Origin of the sequence: Methylobacterium sp. B4 (genome assembly GCF_003201865.1) — a bacterium.
Taxonomy (GTDB): domain Bacteria; phylum Pseudomonadota; class Alphaproteobacteria; order Rhizobiales; family Beijerinckiaceae; genus Methylobacterium.
Map to the genome: position 1 here is coordinate 1 of NZ_QJJJ01000035.1, position 16,179 is coordinate 16,179.

The window sequence follows — 16,179 nt, forward strand, 5'->3', positions numbered from 1 at the left end:
GGTCTCTCGGGTTCGAGGTTGGTCGTCGCAACCCGACCCTACCCGGCAACCGCCGATGACCACCCCTCAGCTACACCACCATCCGGGACACGACCGCACCGGTGAGCCACACTGCATCGAGAGTGCGCCAGCCCCCCAATTGGACGCCGATTGACACGCCTGGCTTGTGGCATGCTCGGGGCAGGGCGGCCCCGAAAGAAGCCGTTCAGGTTCGAACCAGCCGGGACAGCGTGCGATTCCACGCAAGCGCATCCTCGGGACAGATCCCGAGGATGAACGATTGTAGATGAGCAACCCGTACGCGAATCCCGGGTTCAACCGAAGACCGGGTTAGCACGGGCCCATGCGCTCAGTAGTCCCAGAACACGGGAACCCACCGAAAAGCGTTGCCATCGACCGCAACCCGACCGACGGACGGGAACGGCAGGTGCGTGGCGATCAACTGCTCACCGGTCGCCGCCAGGTCACCCAGGAGCCGGACGCGGACGCGAGCTGCCTCCTCGGGATCGTGTTCGAAGCCGTTGTGCCAGTCGGGGTGCTCGAACCCGACCGTGAACACGGCATCGCCAGCGAATGTCAGGCGGTCGCCGCCGGATGCGAGGCGGACCACGCTGTGCCCGGGTGTGTGGCCGCCGGTGCGTTGGACGATCACCCCCGGCGCGACCTTATGCTCCTCGTCGAACAGCCGCAACTGGCCGCGATACTCTTGCGCGAACCGCTTGGCGACGGTCCGGAGCGCATCAGGGAAGCCCTGTGGCATGTTGACGTGAGTAAAGTCGGGCGCTTCCCAGAATTTGACCTCGGCAGCCGCTACGTGGATCTTCAGGTCCGGGCGCAGCCGCTCCTTCACTCCGTCGACGAGGAGCCCGCCGACATGGTCCATGTGCATGTGGGTTAGCACCACGTCGGTCACAGACGCGAGATCGATGCCAGCGGCCTGCAAACGCCTGACTAGTTGCCCGGCCCGCGGCAGGTTCAGGTTCGGATCCAACCCCAACCCGGCGTCAATGAGGATGGTCTGGCCGCCACTGCGGACCAGAACCGCGTTCAGCGACCAGTCGAACGCATCCGGCGGCAGGAACATATTGTTCAGCCACGTCGCCCTTACGGCCGGTTCGACGTTGTGTCCCAACATCTTGGTCGGGAGCGGCAGCACTCCATCGCTGACGACCAGCACGTCGATCTTGCCGATCCGCACTGCGTAGCGCGAGGGCACCAACTCCTCACCCCCCCACGCGAAGGTCCAGCATATCCCGGATCGGTTCGTCCGGTATTGGCAGGTGCTACAGTCGACATCGTCATCCCTTTCGTGGGACGCGCGTGCATTTGGTTTGTCTGGATCATAAAACGCGCGTCATGTCACAAGGACGAGGTTGGGTCGGCAGGTGTGACATGGGCGATAGGAAGGCGAACTTATCGCCCATGAAAGATCGTTACTCCGTGATCTGCCCGGAGCGGAAGTTTCTGGGGTCCGCAATGGGTCGGGAGCAGCGGTCCAGGCCCGGCGACGCTAATGCCGGCTTGTCTGCAGGGAGCCGTCATTCGACATTAGGATCAGTGGCAGCATCGGGTTCCTCATGACGAGCTCCTCAACCCAGGAGCCTGTCATGCCCGAAGTCGTTACCGTTGCTACCAGCACGCGTGTTCCCTGGAACCGCGGGAGTATCGTCGGACCCAAACCGCCGCTGAAGCCGAAGCACATCTGGGCCCTGCGCACGCGCCTACAGCTCGCCAACCGCACGCGAGACCTCGCCCTGTTCAACCTTGCCGTCGATAGCAAGCTGCGCGGGTGTGATCTCGTCGGCCTGCGCGTGAGCGACATCCACTTGGGTGATAGCGTGCGTCTCCGAGCCACGGTGTGCCAGCGCAAGACCGGCAGGCCGGTCCCGTTCGAGATCACCGAGCCGACGCGCGAGGCTCTCGCGGCTTGGCTGGCTGCGCGCAGATTGAAAACCGGCGACTGGCTGTTTCCGAGCCGCAGCCGACATGGAGAGCATCTCACGACGCGGCACTATAGTCGACTGGTCGACCGCTGGGTTGCCCTGATCGGTCTGGACCCATTGGGCTTTGGCACACACAGCCTACGCCGTACAAAGGTCGCGCTGGTCTACAAACGCACCGGCAACATCCGAGCCTGCCAGCTGCTCCTCGGCCATACCAAGTTGGAGAGCACGGTTCGCTACCTCGGCATTGAGGTTGACGACGCGCTGATCCTCTCGGAGCAGACCGAAATCTGAACCGGGCACCGCGGCCGAAATGGCCGCGGTGTACCAATAGGATGGTCGCACCCCAGGGTGCCGAATGACCCAAAGCAGGCGCTGAGAAGGTCCGCTTCACGACAGTCTGATGGGTTGCCCAGGCGACTGATGTCGGACGGAAGTGGACTGTCCGCTTGCTCACGTCTGTAGGGAGCAGATCCCTGTGGAACTCTGCCCTGCCCACGCAAGCCCAGCACGACGGTCACGTCGGACCAGGCACGCAGCGCCGTGCCGCTACACTGTGTTACGAAGACTGGCTCGCCCGCGGGCACCCATCGCGCTATCCGATGAAGCACGCTGGGGGCTGACCGTGGATCACATCGACCATGTCCTGATCGTCGACGACGACCGAGAAATCCGCGACTTGCTGTCGAACTACCTTAGGAAAAACGGCCTCCGCGTGACGCTGGCCGCGGACGGGCGGCAGATGCGCGCGTTCCTTGACGCCGACCGGGTCGACCTCGTCGTGCTCGACATCATGATGCCGGGCGATGACGGTCTCGTCCTGTGCCGAGAGCTGCGCTCGGGCAGGCACAAGGCCACCCCGGTCCTGATGCTGACCGCCCGCAGCGACGAGACGGACCGGATCGTTGGCCTGGAGATGGGTGCGGACGATTACCTGGTGAAGCCGTTCGCGGCCCGGGAACTCCTCGCGCGGATCAAGGCTGTGCTCCGCCGTACCCGGATGCTGCCTCCCAACCTCCAGGTGACCGAGGCAGGCCGGCTTCTTGCCTTCGGGGCGTGGCAGCTCGACACCACCGCCCGTCACCTGATCGATGCGACAGGAACGGTCGTCCCCCTCAGCGGCGCGGAGTACCGGCTTCTGCGCGTGCTGCTCGATCACCCGCAGCGGGTCCTGTCGCGCGACCAGTTGCTCAACCTGACACAGGGCCGTGATGCCGAACTGTTCGACCGATCCGTCGACCTGCTCGTCAGCCGCCTGCGGCAGCGGCTGAAGGACGATGCCCGCGAGCCCGCCTACATCAAGACGGTGCGTAGCGAAGGCTATGTCTTTGCCATGCCCATTACCATCGCGCAGGCGCGCGAGGGATGATGGCACCCCTTCTGGTTTGGCCGGGCAGCCTGCGGGGCCGCCTGTTCCTGATCCTGCTCGCAGGTCTATTGAGCGCTCAGCTGCTCTCGTTTGCGGTCACGAGAGCCGAGCGGGACCAGACGGCGCGCAGCGTCATGCTGACGACGCTCCAGCGCGACGTCGCCGTCGCAGTGGCACTGCTCGATCGCCTGCCGGCCGCCGAGCGGTCCGAATGGCTCCCGCTCCTCGAAAGGCCGACCTATCGCTTCGCGCTCGGCTCCGGTTCGCCGGGGACTGCGGCGCTCTCGTCCCGTCTGACGATGATCGCGGACGAGATACGCGCCGCGTTGGAGCCGCGCTTCCCCGTTCGGTTCGATGCGGTGTCCGGGTCGCCGGTGCGACTGCAGGGGCACGTCGCCCTGAGTGACGGCTCGGCCCTCATCATCGCGGTCCAGCCGACCCTGCGGCCCGTGGCATCGTGGCTGCCCGTCGCGCTGGCCCTGCAGCTGCTCGTGCTCGTCGCCTGTGTCTGGTTCGCCGTGCGGCTCGCCGTCCGACCACTGACGCGCTTCGCGCAGGCCGCCGACGCGCTGGAGCCGGGGCGACCGGCCACGCCTTTCGCGGAGGCAGGGCCCGATGAGGTCGCGCGCGCCGCGCGAGCCCTCAACGCGATGCAGGAGCGGGTGTCCCGCCACCTCGACGAACGCGTCCGCATCCTCGCGGCGATCTCCCACGATCTCCAGACACCGATCACCCGGATGCGGTTGCGCGTGGAGACAGGCGTCGAGGGCCCCGAACAGGACCGGATCCTCGGCGATCTCGAGGCGATCGAGACGCTCGTCCGCGAGGGGATTGCCTACGCCCGCAGCGTGCACGGAGACGTCGAGCCACCCACCCGCCTCGATCTGCGCGCCTTTCTCGAGAGCATCGCCTTCGACTACCAGGACACAGCGTGCGACGTCGCTGTCTCCGTCCTGCCGGAGGTGACGATCGTGACGCGCCCGCAAGCCCTGCGCCGGATCCTGACGAACCTGATCGACAACGCGATCCGATATGCCAACCGGGCAGAGCTCGATCTGCAGGTCGTCCAGGGCAGGATCACCATCGCGGTGCTGGATCGTGGACCCGGCATCCCCGCGGACAAGCTCGATGCCGTGCTGCTTCCCTTCGTCCGGCTGGAGGGATCGCGCAGCCGTGAGACCGGCGGCACCGGACTCGGCCTCGCCATCGCCGATCAGCTTGCCGCCGCGATCGGCGGACGGCTCAGGCTCAGCAACCGCCCGGGCGGCGGCCTGGAGGCGGCCGTCACGCTCTCGTGACGCGGGTCCGGCGCGGCTTGCACGACCGATCAACCGGACTTGTCGGCGAGATCGTCGAGGGGGAGCCACCGCGTGATGCCCAGCGAGCGGAGAAAAGCCTCGTCGTGACTGACGACCAGAAGAGCGCCGTCATAGGAAGCGAGCCCGGCCTCGACCGCCTCGACGGCTTCGAGGTCGAGGTGATTGGTCGGCTCGTCGAGAAGCAGGAGTTGCGGCGGGACCGCATTGCCGAGCACACAGGCCAGGGCGGCTCGAACCTGCTGACCGCCGCTCAACGCCGAGACAGGCCGATCCGCGGCGGCAGACCTGAACTGGAAGCGCGCCAGGGCCGCCCGGCATCCGTTCGCACCTTCCTCCGGATTGAGGCGGGCGAAGTTCTCCACCACGGTCTGGTTATGGTCGAGGGCGGTGAGACCCTGGTCGAGGTGTGCCGTGCGCACGCCGACCGACACCCGCCCCGACCAGGGGCTGAGGCGGCCCTCGATGAGGTCAAGGAGCGTCGACTTCCCCGCCCCGTTGCGCCCGGAGATCGCGATGCGCTCCGGTCCGGTCACGGAAAGCGACACATCCTCCAGAATGGGCTGACCCGGCCGATGGCCGACGGTCGCCCGCTCGATCGACACGACGGACTTCGCAGCGTGGAGGCCGCAGGACGGGACCGTGACTGAGACTGCCTTCACGGCCTCGATCCGGCTGCGGGCGTCCTCAAGCTTCTGGTGAGCCTCGGAACGCAGTCGCTCCGCCGCGCGTGCACTGCCGCCGGCCGTCTTCTCCGCATTGTCTCGGCGGGCGCCGACGAGGATCCGGGGAAGGTCGCCGCGGGCACCCCGGCGATGTCCGGCCGCATCGCGCTGCTGCTGGCGTTCGACGGTCTCCCGGGTCCTTCGTGCAAGGTCCGCCGTTCGCTTCTCGGCCACAGCGAGGTCATGCTCAGCCGCAGCGATCCGAACCGCCTTGGCCTCCAGATACGCGTCGAAGTTCCCCGGATAGCGGCTCACCCCGGAGGGTCCGAGCTCCACGATGGCGTCCATGGCGTCGAGCAAGGATCGGTCGTGGCTGACCACGATTGCCCCCCCGCGCCAGTTCCGCAGAGCTGCGCACACGGCGGACCGCCCTTCGCGATCAAGGTCGTTGGTCGGTTCGTCAAGCAGCAGGAAATCCGGTCCTGCAAACATCGCCGCCGCGAGTGCCGCGCGAGCGCGCTGCCCGCCGGAGAGGCAACACAGACGTGTCGCGGGGCTCACCGGTACACCCATCCGGTCCAGGGCCTCCGTGAGGCGCTCCTCCAGAGTCCAGTCGGCCTCGGCGAGCTCGTCGGCCGTGGCAGCACCGATCTCGGCGCGACGCAGCAGTGCCAGCTTGGCGGTCGCACCGAAGAGATCGGCAACCGTCTCGGTAGGCGGGATGCTCGCGAACTGGCGCAACAACGCCACCGTACCCTCGACGATGATGCTGCCACTTGTCGGCCTCAGGCGACCGGCCACGAGGTTCAGGAATGTGCTCTTCCCGGCGCCGTTCCAGCCGACGATGCCGGTTCGCTCCTGCGCGAAGCCGGCGCTGATGTCGGAGAGGACGGTGCGCCCGTCAGGCGCGGTCCACGTGATGTTCAGAAGGGAGAGATGCGCTGGCATGCGGTGAGAGATCCCTGGCGGCAAGGCGGTTCGGCATTGCGGTCAGGGACAGTCTCATCGGCGTCGCGGCTCCATCCGGCGGCCCTTCAATAACCTCGACCGGGGCCGGGCGTCCATCATTTCGCGCGGGCGCCGAGCTGGCCGGGGACGACAGGGTGGGGTCCGCCACAGTCCGGGACGAGGCCCGCGGAACATCGCATGAGCATACGCTCATCTCGCGACCCAGCACTTTGTAAGCCTCTGTATCGAGCCTCGGCCGGGCATACAGATCCTCACATTGGGCCGCCCCGAGGCACACAGAGGAGACACGCCGCGTCCTCATCCATCGCGACATCCGCACCATCACAGCGTGAATGTCATCAAGGAGAATCATGACATGCCCGAGCAGAGTCACTTGACGCGTCGGCACTGGATGAAGACCGCTGGCGCTCTCCTGGTGACGGGACCGGCCATGGCGGCGGAAGCGGTGGCCGCGCAGCCGGCCGGTCCGGCGGCCTCGCAGGCGTCCTTCGGGCCTTTGAAGCAGATCGTCACCAGCGACCTGACCATCGCCTACGTCGAGGCCGGGCCCCCGACCGGGCAACCGGTCCTGCTTCTCCACGGCTGGCCCTACGACATCCATAGCTACGTCGACGTCGCTCCGGTCCTCGCCGCCGCGGGCTATCGCGTCCTGATCCCTTACCTCCGCGGCTATGGTGCGACGCGCTTCCTCTCGGACACCACGCCGCGCAACGGCCAGCAGGCCGCCCTCGCCAACGACGCACTAGAGTTCCTGAACGCGCTGAAAATCGAGACGGCGCTCGTCGCAGGCTACGACTGGGGCGCGCGCACCGCCTGCATCTTGGCTGCGCTCTGGCCCGAGCGCTGCAGGGGCTTGGTCTCTGTCAGTGGCTACCTGATCGGCAGCCAAGCCGCGAACGCGATGCCGTTGCCGCCCAGAGCCGAGCTGCAATGGTGGTACCAGTTCTACTTCGCAACCGAGCGGGGCCGCGAGGGTTACGCGCGCTACACGAAGGACTTCGCCCGACTGATCTGGCAGCTTGCCTCACCTAAATGGCAGTTCAGCGACGACACCTTCGCCCGTTCGGCCCAGGCTTTCGAGAACCCCGACCACGTCGCGGTCTCGATCCACAACTATCGCTGGCGTCTGAAGCTTGCGGAGGGTGAGGCCCGCTTCGACGAGACCGAGCGCAAACTGGCGGCCTTCCCGACCATTGCCGTCCCGACGATCACCATGGAGGGCGACGCGAACGGGGCGCCGCACCCCGAGCCCGCGACCTATGCCAAGAAGTTCACGGGCCGCTACGAGCACCGCCTGATCAGCGGTGGCATCGGGCACAATCTCCCGCAAGAGGCACCGCAGGCTTTCGCTCAGGCGGTGATTGATGTCGATGGTTTCTGATCTCCGCCCGCGCCGGCGTATGTTGATCCCAACCGCCGCCCTCGCCCTGGGACTCGCGCTCACGGCGACCGCTCAGGAAGCCGGCAAGCCGGCCTCGCCGATCTTCGGAGTCACCGTCCCGGACGGTTACCGGGCCTGGCAGCTCATCGCCCCTGCTCTGGAGGGGGAGCCGCTCAACGAGTTGCGCGCTGTCGTCGGCAACGACGTCGCGGTGAAGGCCTACACCAGCGGTACCCTGCCGTTTCCCGATGGGACGGTCCTGGTGAAGCTCGCTTGGCAACACGTGCCCTCGCCCGAGTTCGAGCCGGCCACCGTGCCGGGCCGGGCCACCACCGTGCAGGTGATGGTGAAGGACGCCCAACGCTATGCGAAGACGGGCGGGTGGGGATTCGGACGCTTCGTCGACGGCAAGCCGGTCGACGAGGCTCAGCACCAGACCTGCTTCGCCTGTCACGAGGCCCGCGTGAAGGACCGCGACTACGTCTTCACGCGCTATGCCCACTGACGCCCCGACCGCCGGACGTGTCCAGTCCGGCGGCTTGGTATACCATGGCCTCATGCCTCCGTTCCGAGCCGGCTTCTGGATCGTGGCACCCGTCATAGGAATGCTGGCGGGCCTGCTCTACGGTCTCATCTTCGATGTCGAGCTGCTGGTCTCCGGCATTCGCGGCGCCTTTATCGGCGCGCCCGTCCTCCTGTACGAGCGTGGCCTGCTGTTCCAGGCTTGGCGTGACCTGATCCGACGAGCTGCGACTCCCATCTTTGTGGCGGCGACGCTCACCACCTACATCGCGATGATCGCGGCCGGGAATGCCGGTGCCGGTACGATTCTGCACCACGCGTTCGGCTACATGCCGAACCCCCGCGTCGCGATGCTGATGACGGATGCTGGCCTCGCTTACGCCCTCGGAATTTCCGCTTTGTCGGCCTTCGTCTTCCGCGTCCGGGATCTGATCGGGCCCCGCGTCTTCGCGAACCTGCTGATCGGGCGCTACCATCGACCGATCAGCGAGGATCGCATCTTTCTCTTCCTCGACGTTGCAGGCTCGACTCGCTTCGCTGAGCAGCACGGCGACTTGGCGGCTCAGCGCTATCTTGGCGCGATCTTCAGCGCGCTCGCCTTGCCGGTACACCGCTCGCGCGGCTCCATCGACGATTACGTCGGGGACATGGCCCTCGTGAGCTGGACGATGAAGCGAGGAACGCAGGATTCAGCGTGTCTACGGTGCGTTTTCGATTTCGCACAGGTGATCGCCGACGACGCCGAGCGCTGGGTGGCAGAGTTCGGCCAAGTACCGGGCTTCCGCGCCGTACTTCACTGCGGCTCGGTCGTGACCGCTGAAATCGGGCTCGAACGACACAAGATTGCGTATTTCGGTGACACGCTGAACACCACGAGCCGTCTTGAATCTGTCGCGAAGGAACTCGGCGTCTCGATCCTCATCTCGGGCGACTTGCTTGATCGGCTCGGTACGCTGCCAAGCGGCATCATCGTCGAGGATCTGGGCTCGCGTACTGTCCGTGGACGCCATGAGCCACTTCGCATCGCAGCCGTTCACAATGGCTTCGGGCTGAGTTCCACGTCGCAGGCCTCTGCGAGGCACGGTGCCGAAACGGGCTGACCCAAGCCCCACATTTCGCAACGGTCGACCGGAAAAATCTCTACGATAACTCCTCCAGTCGGTGGGCGCGGTCTTTGACTATGGCGCCATCATGATGGTCCGACCGTTCGCACAACCTATGCGCAAAATCCGCTTCCCGGCTTGGGGCGAAGGTCTGGAAGTGGCGCGTGGCTGAACAAGTGGCATGTGAATTGGTGAGATCGAGCGGTCTGACGGCAACCTACTTCAAATTCAAGGATGCCTCGATGAGACCACGCACCTCCTGCCAAGCAGATGCCGACGGCGTGACTAGGTCGAAGTGTCCGGCATCCGGGACGTTGACGAGTTGCGGCGCACCTCCAGACCTCCCTTGAACGGCGCGGGCATAATCGTAGGCGACCCATGGTGGCGTGAGCCGATCCAGAACGCCGCTGACCAGAAAGATCGGCACCCCTGCCGGCGGGAGGGCTGCGGGTGAGACCTCGGATAGCTTGTCTGCTGGGGCGAGCCGCTCGACAATGCCCGGGCCGCAGAGCACAGGGACGAACCGCGCGAACGTCGCAAGATCGCCCACACCGCCTAGGCTAATCACCGCCCGCGGAACGAGCCGAGTTATCGCTTGAGAAGGGCTGGTGGCGGGAAGTGAGCCGCGCGAGGCCGCCCAGAGGGCGAGATGACCACCCGCCGAATGACCCACGAACACCACTCGCGAGAGGTCCAGGTCATGGGCTCCTGCCTCTTCAGCGAGCCGGTCCAGAGCGGCGCCCACATCTTGATAAGTCCCGGGATAGCCGCCACCGGCCTCGTTGGCACGCCGGTAGCCGATGCTCCACACGGCAACGCCGCGACGCGTCAGATCTGGGCCCAGGTGACGCATTTGCTCGCGCCCGGCGGTGGTAGCGCTCCAGCAACCGCCATGGATGATAACCGCGACTGGGTGTGGGCCAGGGCCGGCGGGCAGGAACACATCGATGCCTTGAGAGGGGGCCCCACCGTAGGAGAGCTGCAGGGTAGGCGAAGGCCGCAATAGGTCTCGAAAGACCGCGAGCTCCACCGGGTCGGCCAATGCCGGGCCGATTGCGAACACTGCCAAAGTGAGGATCGCGCAACGCTTCATACCAGCCTCCCTGCGCAGGTGTGATGCTCTGGATCGAGGCGATAAGTTGCGGGGTATCGTAGCGAGGCCGTTCTTCACGGCGGCCCAGCCAGGCTCAGACTAGCGGCGAATGCCACGCGTGACCCAGTACCCACGGGGAACGCAGATACCGAGCGGCGTTGAGAACTGAGCATGGAAAGCGATGAAGTCGCGGCGCAGAGCGGCCCGCCGATCCTCGTCGAGGCTCGCCGCCAGGGCCTTGGTCGGGCCATATCCGCCGGCGAACCGCTCCCAAGCCGCTTCGGCCGTCGGCTCGCGATAGAACGAGACGCCCTTCCTCGCTCGCCCGTCGCAGGTCAGCCGCTACCGCGCTCCGCCGCCGCCATGCTCGTCGGCGAACTCGATCCCAGCTTGCGTCTGCTCGATGGCCTGCTGCACCAGGGCCATCGCCTTGACGCGGTGACCGCCCTTGTTTGAAGAACCCTCACGCAGCGACGCCAAAGCATCGAACAGGGATGACAAGGCCCGTTCCATGTTGCCCTGGTAGGCTTCGGCGCCTGTCGCTCCCATCGTCGCGCCGGCCGCAACGGCGCCTGCGGCGACGGCGACTAGCTGGCGGCGGTTCATCTTCTCGGTACCCATCTTTGTCTTCTCCGGTTGCCAATGAGAGGACCGCCGAAGCTATGCCCGTTGATCGGCGGGCAGCGTCGGCGGTGGACCTGTGAAGTGCCGAGGAACGCGCAGCATCATTTGATGTCCGCATCGGCTGGAGAGCCGGGCGGAAGCGGCCCGGCGTCTATGTTGTTTTCCGGTATACCTGGCGGCCCGTCGAAGCCGACAACACCGTCCGGGTTGTCGGGGGACACGTTCGGATCGGTCGCTGGCGGTGCGTTCCGGTCGAGACGGCGCTCGACATCAAGGTCGCGCCGGATCGGAATCTCTCGCGAGGTTTGCGCCGTCGCCGCGTCCACCATGACGAGGCCTGTGCCGAGTAGCGCGAGGGCCAGGGGGTTGGGGTTCAGTATCGTCACGATGCATGCCCTCCCGTGCGTCCGGCACTCTGCTGGAGCGCCCTAAGATACCGCTCCGCGTCGTCCCAGCCGGTTTCTCCCGCCGACAGACCGACGTAGCCGTCAGGCCGGACGAGGAAGAACCCGGACGCGTCCGGCGGCGACCGCGGTGTCGTTTCCAGCAGGCCGGGGAAGCGCCCCGTCAACGCGGCCCCGCGCGCCGCGTCGGCGGCGTAAAGGACGAAGCGTGGCTCGCCTCCTGCGCCCGGTGGCGGTCCCCCATAGGTCTCGGGATCCCAGCGTACGCCGGACCTCGCCCCCTCCGACAGTGGACTGTTGGCATAGGCGATCTCGATCTCACTCATCTGCGTCGCCATGCGGTCGCGGACGGTGTGCAGACCGAGCAGGAAGCGCAGGGCGAGGTTGCGCGCCGCCTGGGCCGCCGGGTTCGACAGCGTCGCCATGTCGGTGAGCCGGCCGGCGTTGCGTAGCACCAGATCGCCGACGGCACTCCGCTCAGGGCTGTAGCTGTCGAGCAGGGACGTGCCGGCCTGCCCATGGACTACCATCGCCAGCTTCCAAGCGAGGTTCACCGCGTCTTGCATGCCGGTATTCATGCCCTGACCACCGGCGGGGCTGTGGATGTGTGCCGCGTCGCCGGCGAGGAAGACGCGCCCGTGCCGGTACTCGGCCACCTTGCGCTCGTTGATTCGGAAGTTCGTCAGCCAGACCGGATCGGATGCGCAGAAGCCGCCGGCGCGCTGGTCGATGAGAGCCTGCACATCGTCCAGGGTGGGGTCAGGCCGCGGATGCGCCGCATCCGTCCTGCCGACCGTGGCGACGACGCGCGCCCGCCCGCTCGGGATCGGGAAGATCACGAATGGGCCGTCGCGATGCAGGTAGGTCGCGATCTCGTCCGGTGGCGGTGCACTCGAACCGTCGAGACGCACATCGGCGAGCAACCAGTCGTCGCCCTGGGCTGCCCCCTCGAACGCAAGGCCGAGCCCGTGCCGCACGGTGCTGTGGGCGCCGTCGCAGCCGATCAGCCATGGCGTCCGCAGCGTCTCCTCACGCCCGTTGGCATGCCTGAGGCACACCTCGACGCCGTCCGCCGCCTCATCGAAGCCGACCAGCTCCACCTGCCGCTCGACCTCGACGCCGAAGGACCGAAGGTGCGCGGCGAGGAGCCGCTCGGTCTCCCGCTGCGGGATCATCAGGGCGAAGTTGTAGGCGCTGGCGATGTCGGCGAAGCGGGGATTGCCGAGGACCTTCCCACCGCTGCGGATTGAGGCGCCGGGGGCACGCAGTCCCGCATCCACGAATGCTTGGGTGCAGCCCATGCGGTCCATGAGTTCAAGCGTGCGCGACCAGACGACCAGGGCCTTCGAGGTCTCGGTGGCGTGCGGAGCGCGATCAATCAGGCGCACGCCGACGCCGTAGCGGACGAGCTCGGCTCCCATGGTCAGACCCACGGGCCCGGCACCGACGATGAGTACGTCTGTCATCTAGCCCCCTCTTATGCTGCACGGTCGTCGCGCGTCAGATGTCCGCACAAAGCCGGCTCAGGCTTTCGGGAACAGCCTCCCGAGATGGTCCTGAAGACCAGCCTCCCGCCACGAGCGACCACGCCAGCCGAGATGCCCGTCGGGCCGTACGAGATAGGTCATCACCTGACCTCCATACGCCTCGGCGAACGTTCTCCCGGGGTCTGCGAGTAGCTCGGTCCCCGGAAGCGCGTGGCCCGCCACGTCGCTCGTGACCACGACGACGCGCAGGTGATCCTGGAGCAGGTATCCTTGGTGCTGCATCCAATCGGAGATGTCCTGCACCGTTGCGCGCTCGCAAGCTCCGTTCAGGTGGACCACCAGTATGTGCTCCGTGCCGCGCAGAACGTCGAAGAGGCGCACCGGGAAGCCGAGTCCCTGCCGCACGAGACCGATCACGTCCGGCGCGCGGTCGCCGGCCGCGGGTCCGGCAATGTCCGGCTCGCCCGCCTCGTCCTTGACCCAGTCCGTTCCCCGGTAGGAGACAGAGACCTGTGCGTCGGCGGCCCGGTCGGGTGCACCGCCCCGCTCGCGGCCGTAGCCCTCGCTCGCCTTGTGAGTCCGCGCGATCACCTCCGCCCCGACCGGGCGGCGCTCATTCTCGTAGCTGTCGAGAAGGCTGCCGGGGCTCGCGCCCTTCAGGACCAGTGCCAGCTTCCAGGCCAGGTTGTAGGCGTCCTGGATGCCGGTGTTCATGCCCTGCCCACCGGTCGGCGGGTGGATGTGGGCGGCATCGCCCGCGATGAAGCAGCGGCCTTGGCGATAGGCGGCGGCCAGGCGCATGCTGATGCGGTAGACGGAGGACCAGCGCAGGTCGGACAGCGGTGCATGATCGGGCATGAGCTCGTCGGCCACCGCCTGCAGGTCGGCCAGTGAGGGCCCGGTGAGTTCGACTTGAATGCCGTGATCCGTTCCGCTGGCCGAAAAGAGGTGCGGGGCGGCGAGCATCGAGACGCGGTAGCGGCCGAGCTCCGGCAGCGGGATGGCGATGAACATGTCGGGTGGGCCACCCTCCACCAGCCGAAGGGCGCGTACGGACATGCCGTAGGGCACGTCCCAATCGATCCGGACGTCGCCGAGCATGAACGGCCAGGGATACGCCGCACCCTCGAAGCCGATCCCGAGCAGCCGCCGGACCGCGCTGTGCGCCCCATCGCAGCCGGCCACGTAGTGGAAGCAGGCTTCCTCGGCCAGTCCGCCTCTGCCCTCGATGCGGACCGTAACCCCATCCGGGTTCTGGCTCAGGGCAGAGAGGGCTGAGCCCCGCTCGATCGCGATGCCGAAGCGGGCAAGGTGCCGGGTGAGGACGCGCTCAGTCTCGTACTGCGGAAGGCCGAGAGAGGCATAGGGTACCCTCATGTCGGGAGGGATTGCCTCGGGCGTTCGCTGACCATTGATGATGGTGCGCAGGCCCGTCAGCCAGAGGCCGGCATCGATCATCTCACGGGCAATGCCCATGTCATCCCAGACCTCCAGCGTGCGCGGCGTGACGCCGATGGCGCGGCAGTAGGCCGAAGGCTGTGGCGCACAATCGATGATCCGGGGGCGCACGCCGTGCCGAGCCAGTTCGCAGGCAAGCGTCAGCCCGACCGGACCGGCTCCGACCACGAGGACCTCCGCCATCGGCTCCTCCTCACGCTCAGTCCCCGGACGCGAACCCAGGTGCTACTGCTGCACTCCGCAGTTGCTCGGTGCCGGCTCGCCGGCGAAGCGGTCGCCAATCCAGTCGAGGGCAGCCGGTGCCGCGTCCTTGGCGATGGAAAGATGCCCGACGCCCGGCACGAGGTCGAACTCGACACGGCTGCCGGCCCGGCACAGGCGCGCCCGGTAATCCTGCGTCACCCGCGGCAGCACAAGGGTGTCGGCAGCGCCCTGCGCCAGGAAGACCGGGATGCGCGGCGGCAGCGTGCCGGGCGTGTTGCGGGCGAGCAGCGAGCGCCAGGGTTCGCGATCGGCGAGGTCGTTGACCGAGAGAAAGCTGCGGTCGAGAGCCTTCGACGGGCCGCGCCGCTCCAACACATCGAAGATCGTCTCGATGCAGTCGTTGGCGAGTTCGTTGATGACAGGCAGCGCTTCCGGCGTGACCACCTTCGTCATGGGCGCGCCGTACACCTGCGACCACGACCATAGGGTCATGGCAGTGAGGTTCTTGCCGCCCGAGGTGTCGAGATCTGCCATCATCAGGGTGGCGAGTTCAGTTGCCGGCGCCGCGGCCGCAACGCCGACAAGTGTTAGGTCCGGCGCATAGCCGCCGGCCAGGATGCCGGTGAAGAGCGCGGCGTGACCGCCCTGCGAGTGACCCCAGACGGCGAAAGCGTTCGTGGCGCCTCCGGGCCCAGCGAGCTGTCGGGCAGCCCGCACCGAGTCGAGCACGGCGCGTCCCTCGCTGATCCCGACGAGGTAGGGGTGCACACCGGGCGTACCGAGGCCGGGATAGTCCGTGGCGGCCACGATGTAGCCGCGCGCCAGCATCTCGCTCAGGCCCTGGATCGAGCGGTAGAGCACGCGGGCGATCGAGGGTGCGCATTTGTCGACGACGCCGGTGGTCGGGTGCGCCCAGGCCACGATGGGGCGACCGCCGGGTGGCACTGGCCCCTCCGGCACGATGATGGCGCCCGAGACGGCGATCGGCTCGCCGCGCAGGCCGGTCGAGCGGTAGAGCACCCGGTAGGCCGTGGCGCCGTCAGGCGCGTTCGGAAGGGGTTGGTAGTCGAGAAGAGTGCCCGGAACAGCTCTGGTCCCGGGCGCCGGACGCGCCTCGGCAGTCGGTGCCGGTCCGTATAGGCCTGCTGCGAGCAGGAGCGCCCCGAGGAGCCGGAACGCGCCGGTCCGCGGCATCACAGGCCATTCTGTGCCCAACCACGCCCGCACCCGCTTCGACACTTCGAACACGTCGTCCTCCGGTCGTAATTTGGTCGGCTGGGCGGAGTTTGCCTAGCCTCGGGCTCAGGCTGTTCGTGCCGCCGCTACTTCCACCCGCCGCCCGGGAGGCGGCCATGGTAGGGCGTGTTGCGGCAGTGGCCCCAGGGCCCGCGCCAGTAGCCCGGTGGGCAATCGCCCCTTCCGCCCCGCGTCTGGTACCAGCCGCCCGGCAACGGCCCGACATAGGGTGTGCTCCGGCAATGGCCCCAGGGGCCCCGCCAACGACCGGGGCCGCAGCCTCCGGCGACGAGTTCGACCGGCGAGGCAAACCCGGGATCCGGAATGATCGGCAAAGCCACGACGGGTGTGGGGAGCAGTGCCAATACGCCAAGACTCATCGACAAGGCCGCGAATGCGAGCTTC

14 protein-coding genes are annotated in these 16,179 nt (G+C 67.2%); 6 read left to right on the top strand and 8 right to left on the bottom strand.

Annotated features, from left to right (window positions below; translation table 11 throughout):
* Positions 1-349: 349 nt before the first annotated feature.
* Complete coding sequence (locus tag BY998_RS22735) at positions 350-1,252, bottom strand: MBL fold metallo-hydrolase (protein ID WP_110353969.1); 903 nt, start codon at positions 1,250-1,252, stop codon at positions 350-352.
* A gap of 355 nt (positions 1,253-1,607) precedes the next feature.
* Between BY998_RS22735 and BY998_RS22740 the strand changes: the two genes are divergently transcribed.
* From BY998_RS22740 to BY998_RS22750, 3 genes are all read left to right on the top strand, one after another.
* Positions 1,608-2,237, top strand: a complete 630-nt coding sequence (locus BY998_RS22740) for a tyrosine-type recombinase/integrase (protein ID WP_110353995.1) — start codon at positions 1,608-1,610, stop codon at positions 2,235-2,237.
* Between the two features lie 331 nt (positions 2,238-2,568).
* Positions 2,569-3,312: a response regulator gene (locus tag BY998_RS22745; RefSeq protein WP_096483237.1), complete on the top strand. Its 744-nt coding sequence runs from the start codon at positions 2,569-2,571 to the stop codon at positions 3,310-3,312.
* The gene (locus BY998_RS22750) at positions 3,309-4,610 is read left to right on the top strand and encodes a HAMP domain-containing sensor histidine kinase (RefSeq protein WP_110353970.1); all 1,302 of its coding nucleotides are present in this window, start codon (positions 3,309-3,311) and stop codon (positions 4,608-4,610) included. Before BY998_RS22745 ends, BY998_RS22750 begins: the two co-directional genes overlap by 4 nt.
* A gap of 29 nt (positions 4,611-4,639) precedes the next feature.
* On the opposite strand, the gene BY998_RS22755 is transcribed toward BY998_RS22750, so the two are convergent.
* Entirely contained in the window at positions 4,640-6,241 is a 1,602-nt protein-coding gene (locus BY998_RS22755) for an ABC-F family ATP-binding cassette domain-containing protein (protein ID WP_110353971.1), read from the bottom strand.
* A 376-nt stretch (positions 6,242-6,617) separates the two neighbouring features.
* Here BY998_RS22755 and BY998_RS22760 point away from each other — a divergent pair, with 376 nt between their 5' ends.
* Genes BY998_RS22760 through BY998_RS22770 form a run of 3 tightly spaced genes read left to right on the top strand, consistent with a single transcriptional unit; the run spans position 6,618 to position 9,265 of the window.
* Positions 6,618-7,643, top strand: a complete 1,026-nt coding sequence (locus tag BY998_RS22760; protein ID WP_110353972.1) for an alpha/beta hydrolase — start codon at positions 6,618-6,620, stop codon at positions 7,641-7,643.
* A 22-nt stretch (positions 7,644-7,665) separates the two neighbouring features.
* Complete coding sequence (locus BY998_RS22765) at positions 7,666-8,148, top strand: cytochrome P460 family protein (RefSeq protein WP_210205514.1); 483 nt, start codon at positions 7,666-7,668, stop codon at positions 8,146-8,148.
* Positions 8,149-8,200: 52 nt separating this feature from the next.
* Positions 8,201-9,265: an adenylate/guanylate cyclase domain-containing protein gene (locus BY998_RS22770; RefSeq protein ID WP_110353996.1), complete on the top strand. Its 1,065-nt coding sequence runs from the start codon at positions 8,201-8,203 to the stop codon at positions 9,263-9,265.
* Between the two features lie 220 nt (positions 9,266-9,485).
* Here the strand turns inward: BY998_RS22770 and BY998_RS22775 are convergent, their stop codons facing one another.
* From BY998_RS22775 to BY998_RS22805, 6 genes are all read right to left on the bottom strand, one after another.
* Positions 9,486-10,361, bottom strand: a complete 876-nt coding sequence (locus BY998_RS22775) for an alpha/beta hydrolase (protein WP_110353974.1) — start codon at positions 10,359-10,361, stop codon at positions 9,486-9,488.
* Positions 10,362-10,703: 342 nt separating this feature from the next.
* Positions 10,704-10,982: a hypothetical protein gene (locus tag BY998_RS22785; protein WP_110353975.1), complete on the bottom strand. Its 279-nt coding sequence runs from the start codon at positions 10,980-10,982 to the stop codon at positions 10,704-10,706.
* 104 nt (positions 10,983-11,086) lie between these two features.
* Entirely contained in the window at positions 11,087-11,314 is a 228-nt protein-coding gene (locus BY998_RS22790) for a hypothetical protein (protein WP_110353997.1), read from the bottom strand.
* 53 nt (positions 11,315-11,367) lie between these two features.
* Positions 11,368-12,855 (bottom strand): FAD-dependent monooxygenase, encoded by a 1,488-nt coding sequence (locus BY998_RS22795; RefSeq protein WP_110353976.1) that lies wholly within the window; start codon positions 12,853-12,855, stop codon positions 11,368-11,370.
* A gap of 57 nt (positions 12,856-12,912) precedes the next feature.
* On the bottom strand, positions 12,913-14,517 hold the full coding sequence (locus BY998_RS22800) for an FAD-dependent monooxygenase (RefSeq protein ID WP_110353977.1): 1,605 nt from the start codon (positions 14,515-14,517) through the stop codon (positions 12,913-12,915).
* A gap of 42 nt (positions 14,518-14,559) precedes the next feature.
* Positions 14,560-15,732 carry an alpha/beta fold hydrolase gene (locus BY998_RS22805; RefSeq protein ID WP_110353998.1) on the bottom strand — a complete coding sequence of 391 codons (1,173 nt, stop codon included), beginning with the start codon at positions 15,730-15,732 and terminating at the stop codon, positions 14,560-14,562.
* Positions 15,733-16,179: the final 447 nt, after the last annotated feature.

What these genes read in the sequence shown, in the direction of transcription:
- BY998_RS22740 (WP_110353995.1), top strand. Translation starts at nt 1,608, where the DNA reads ATGCCCGAAGTCGTTACCGTTGCTACCAGCACGCGTGTTCCCTGGAAC.
- BY998_RS22750 (WP_110353970.1), top strand. Translation starts at nt 3,309, where the DNA reads ATGATGGCACCCCTTCTGGTTTGGCCGGGCAGCCTGCGGGGCCGCCTG.
- BY998_RS22755 (WP_110353971.1), bottom strand. Translation starts at nt 6,241, where the DNA reads ATGCCAGCGCATCTCTCCCTTCTGAACATCACGTGGACCGCGCCTGAC.
- BY998_RS22760 (WP_110353972.1), top strand. Translation starts at nt 6,618, where the DNA reads ATGCCCGAGCAGAGTCACTTGACGCGTCGGCACTGGATGAAGACCGCT.
- BY998_RS22770 (WP_110353996.1), top strand. Translation starts at nt 8,201, where the DNA reads ATGCCTCCGTTCCGAGCCGGCTTCTGGATCGTGGCACCCGTCATAGGA.
- BY998_RS22775 (WP_110353974.1), bottom strand. Translation starts at nt 10,361, where the DNA reads ATGAAGCGTTGCGCGATCCTCACTTTGGCAGTGTTCGCAATCGGCCCG.
- BY998_RS22785 (WP_110353975.1), bottom strand. Translation starts at nt 10,982, where the DNA reads ATGGGTACCGAGAAGATGAACCGCCGCCAGCTAGTCGCCGTCGCCGCA.
- BY998_RS22790 (WP_110353997.1), bottom strand. Translation starts at nt 11,314, where the DNA reads ATGGTGGACGCGGCGACGGCGCAAACCTCGCGAGAGATTCCGATCCGG.
- BY998_RS22795 (WP_110353976.1), bottom strand. Translation starts at nt 12,855, where the DNA reads ATGACAGACGTACTCATCGTCGGTGCCGGGCCCGTGGGTCTGACCATG.
- BY998_RS22800 (WP_110353977.1), bottom strand. Translation starts at nt 14,517, where the DNA reads ATGGCGGAGGTCCTCGTGGTCGGAGCCGGTCCGGTCGGGCTGACGCTT.
- BY998_RS22805 (WP_110353998.1), bottom strand. Translation starts at nt 15,732, where the DNA reads ATGCCGCGGACCGGCGCGTTCCGGCTCCTCGGGGCGCTCCTGCTCGCA.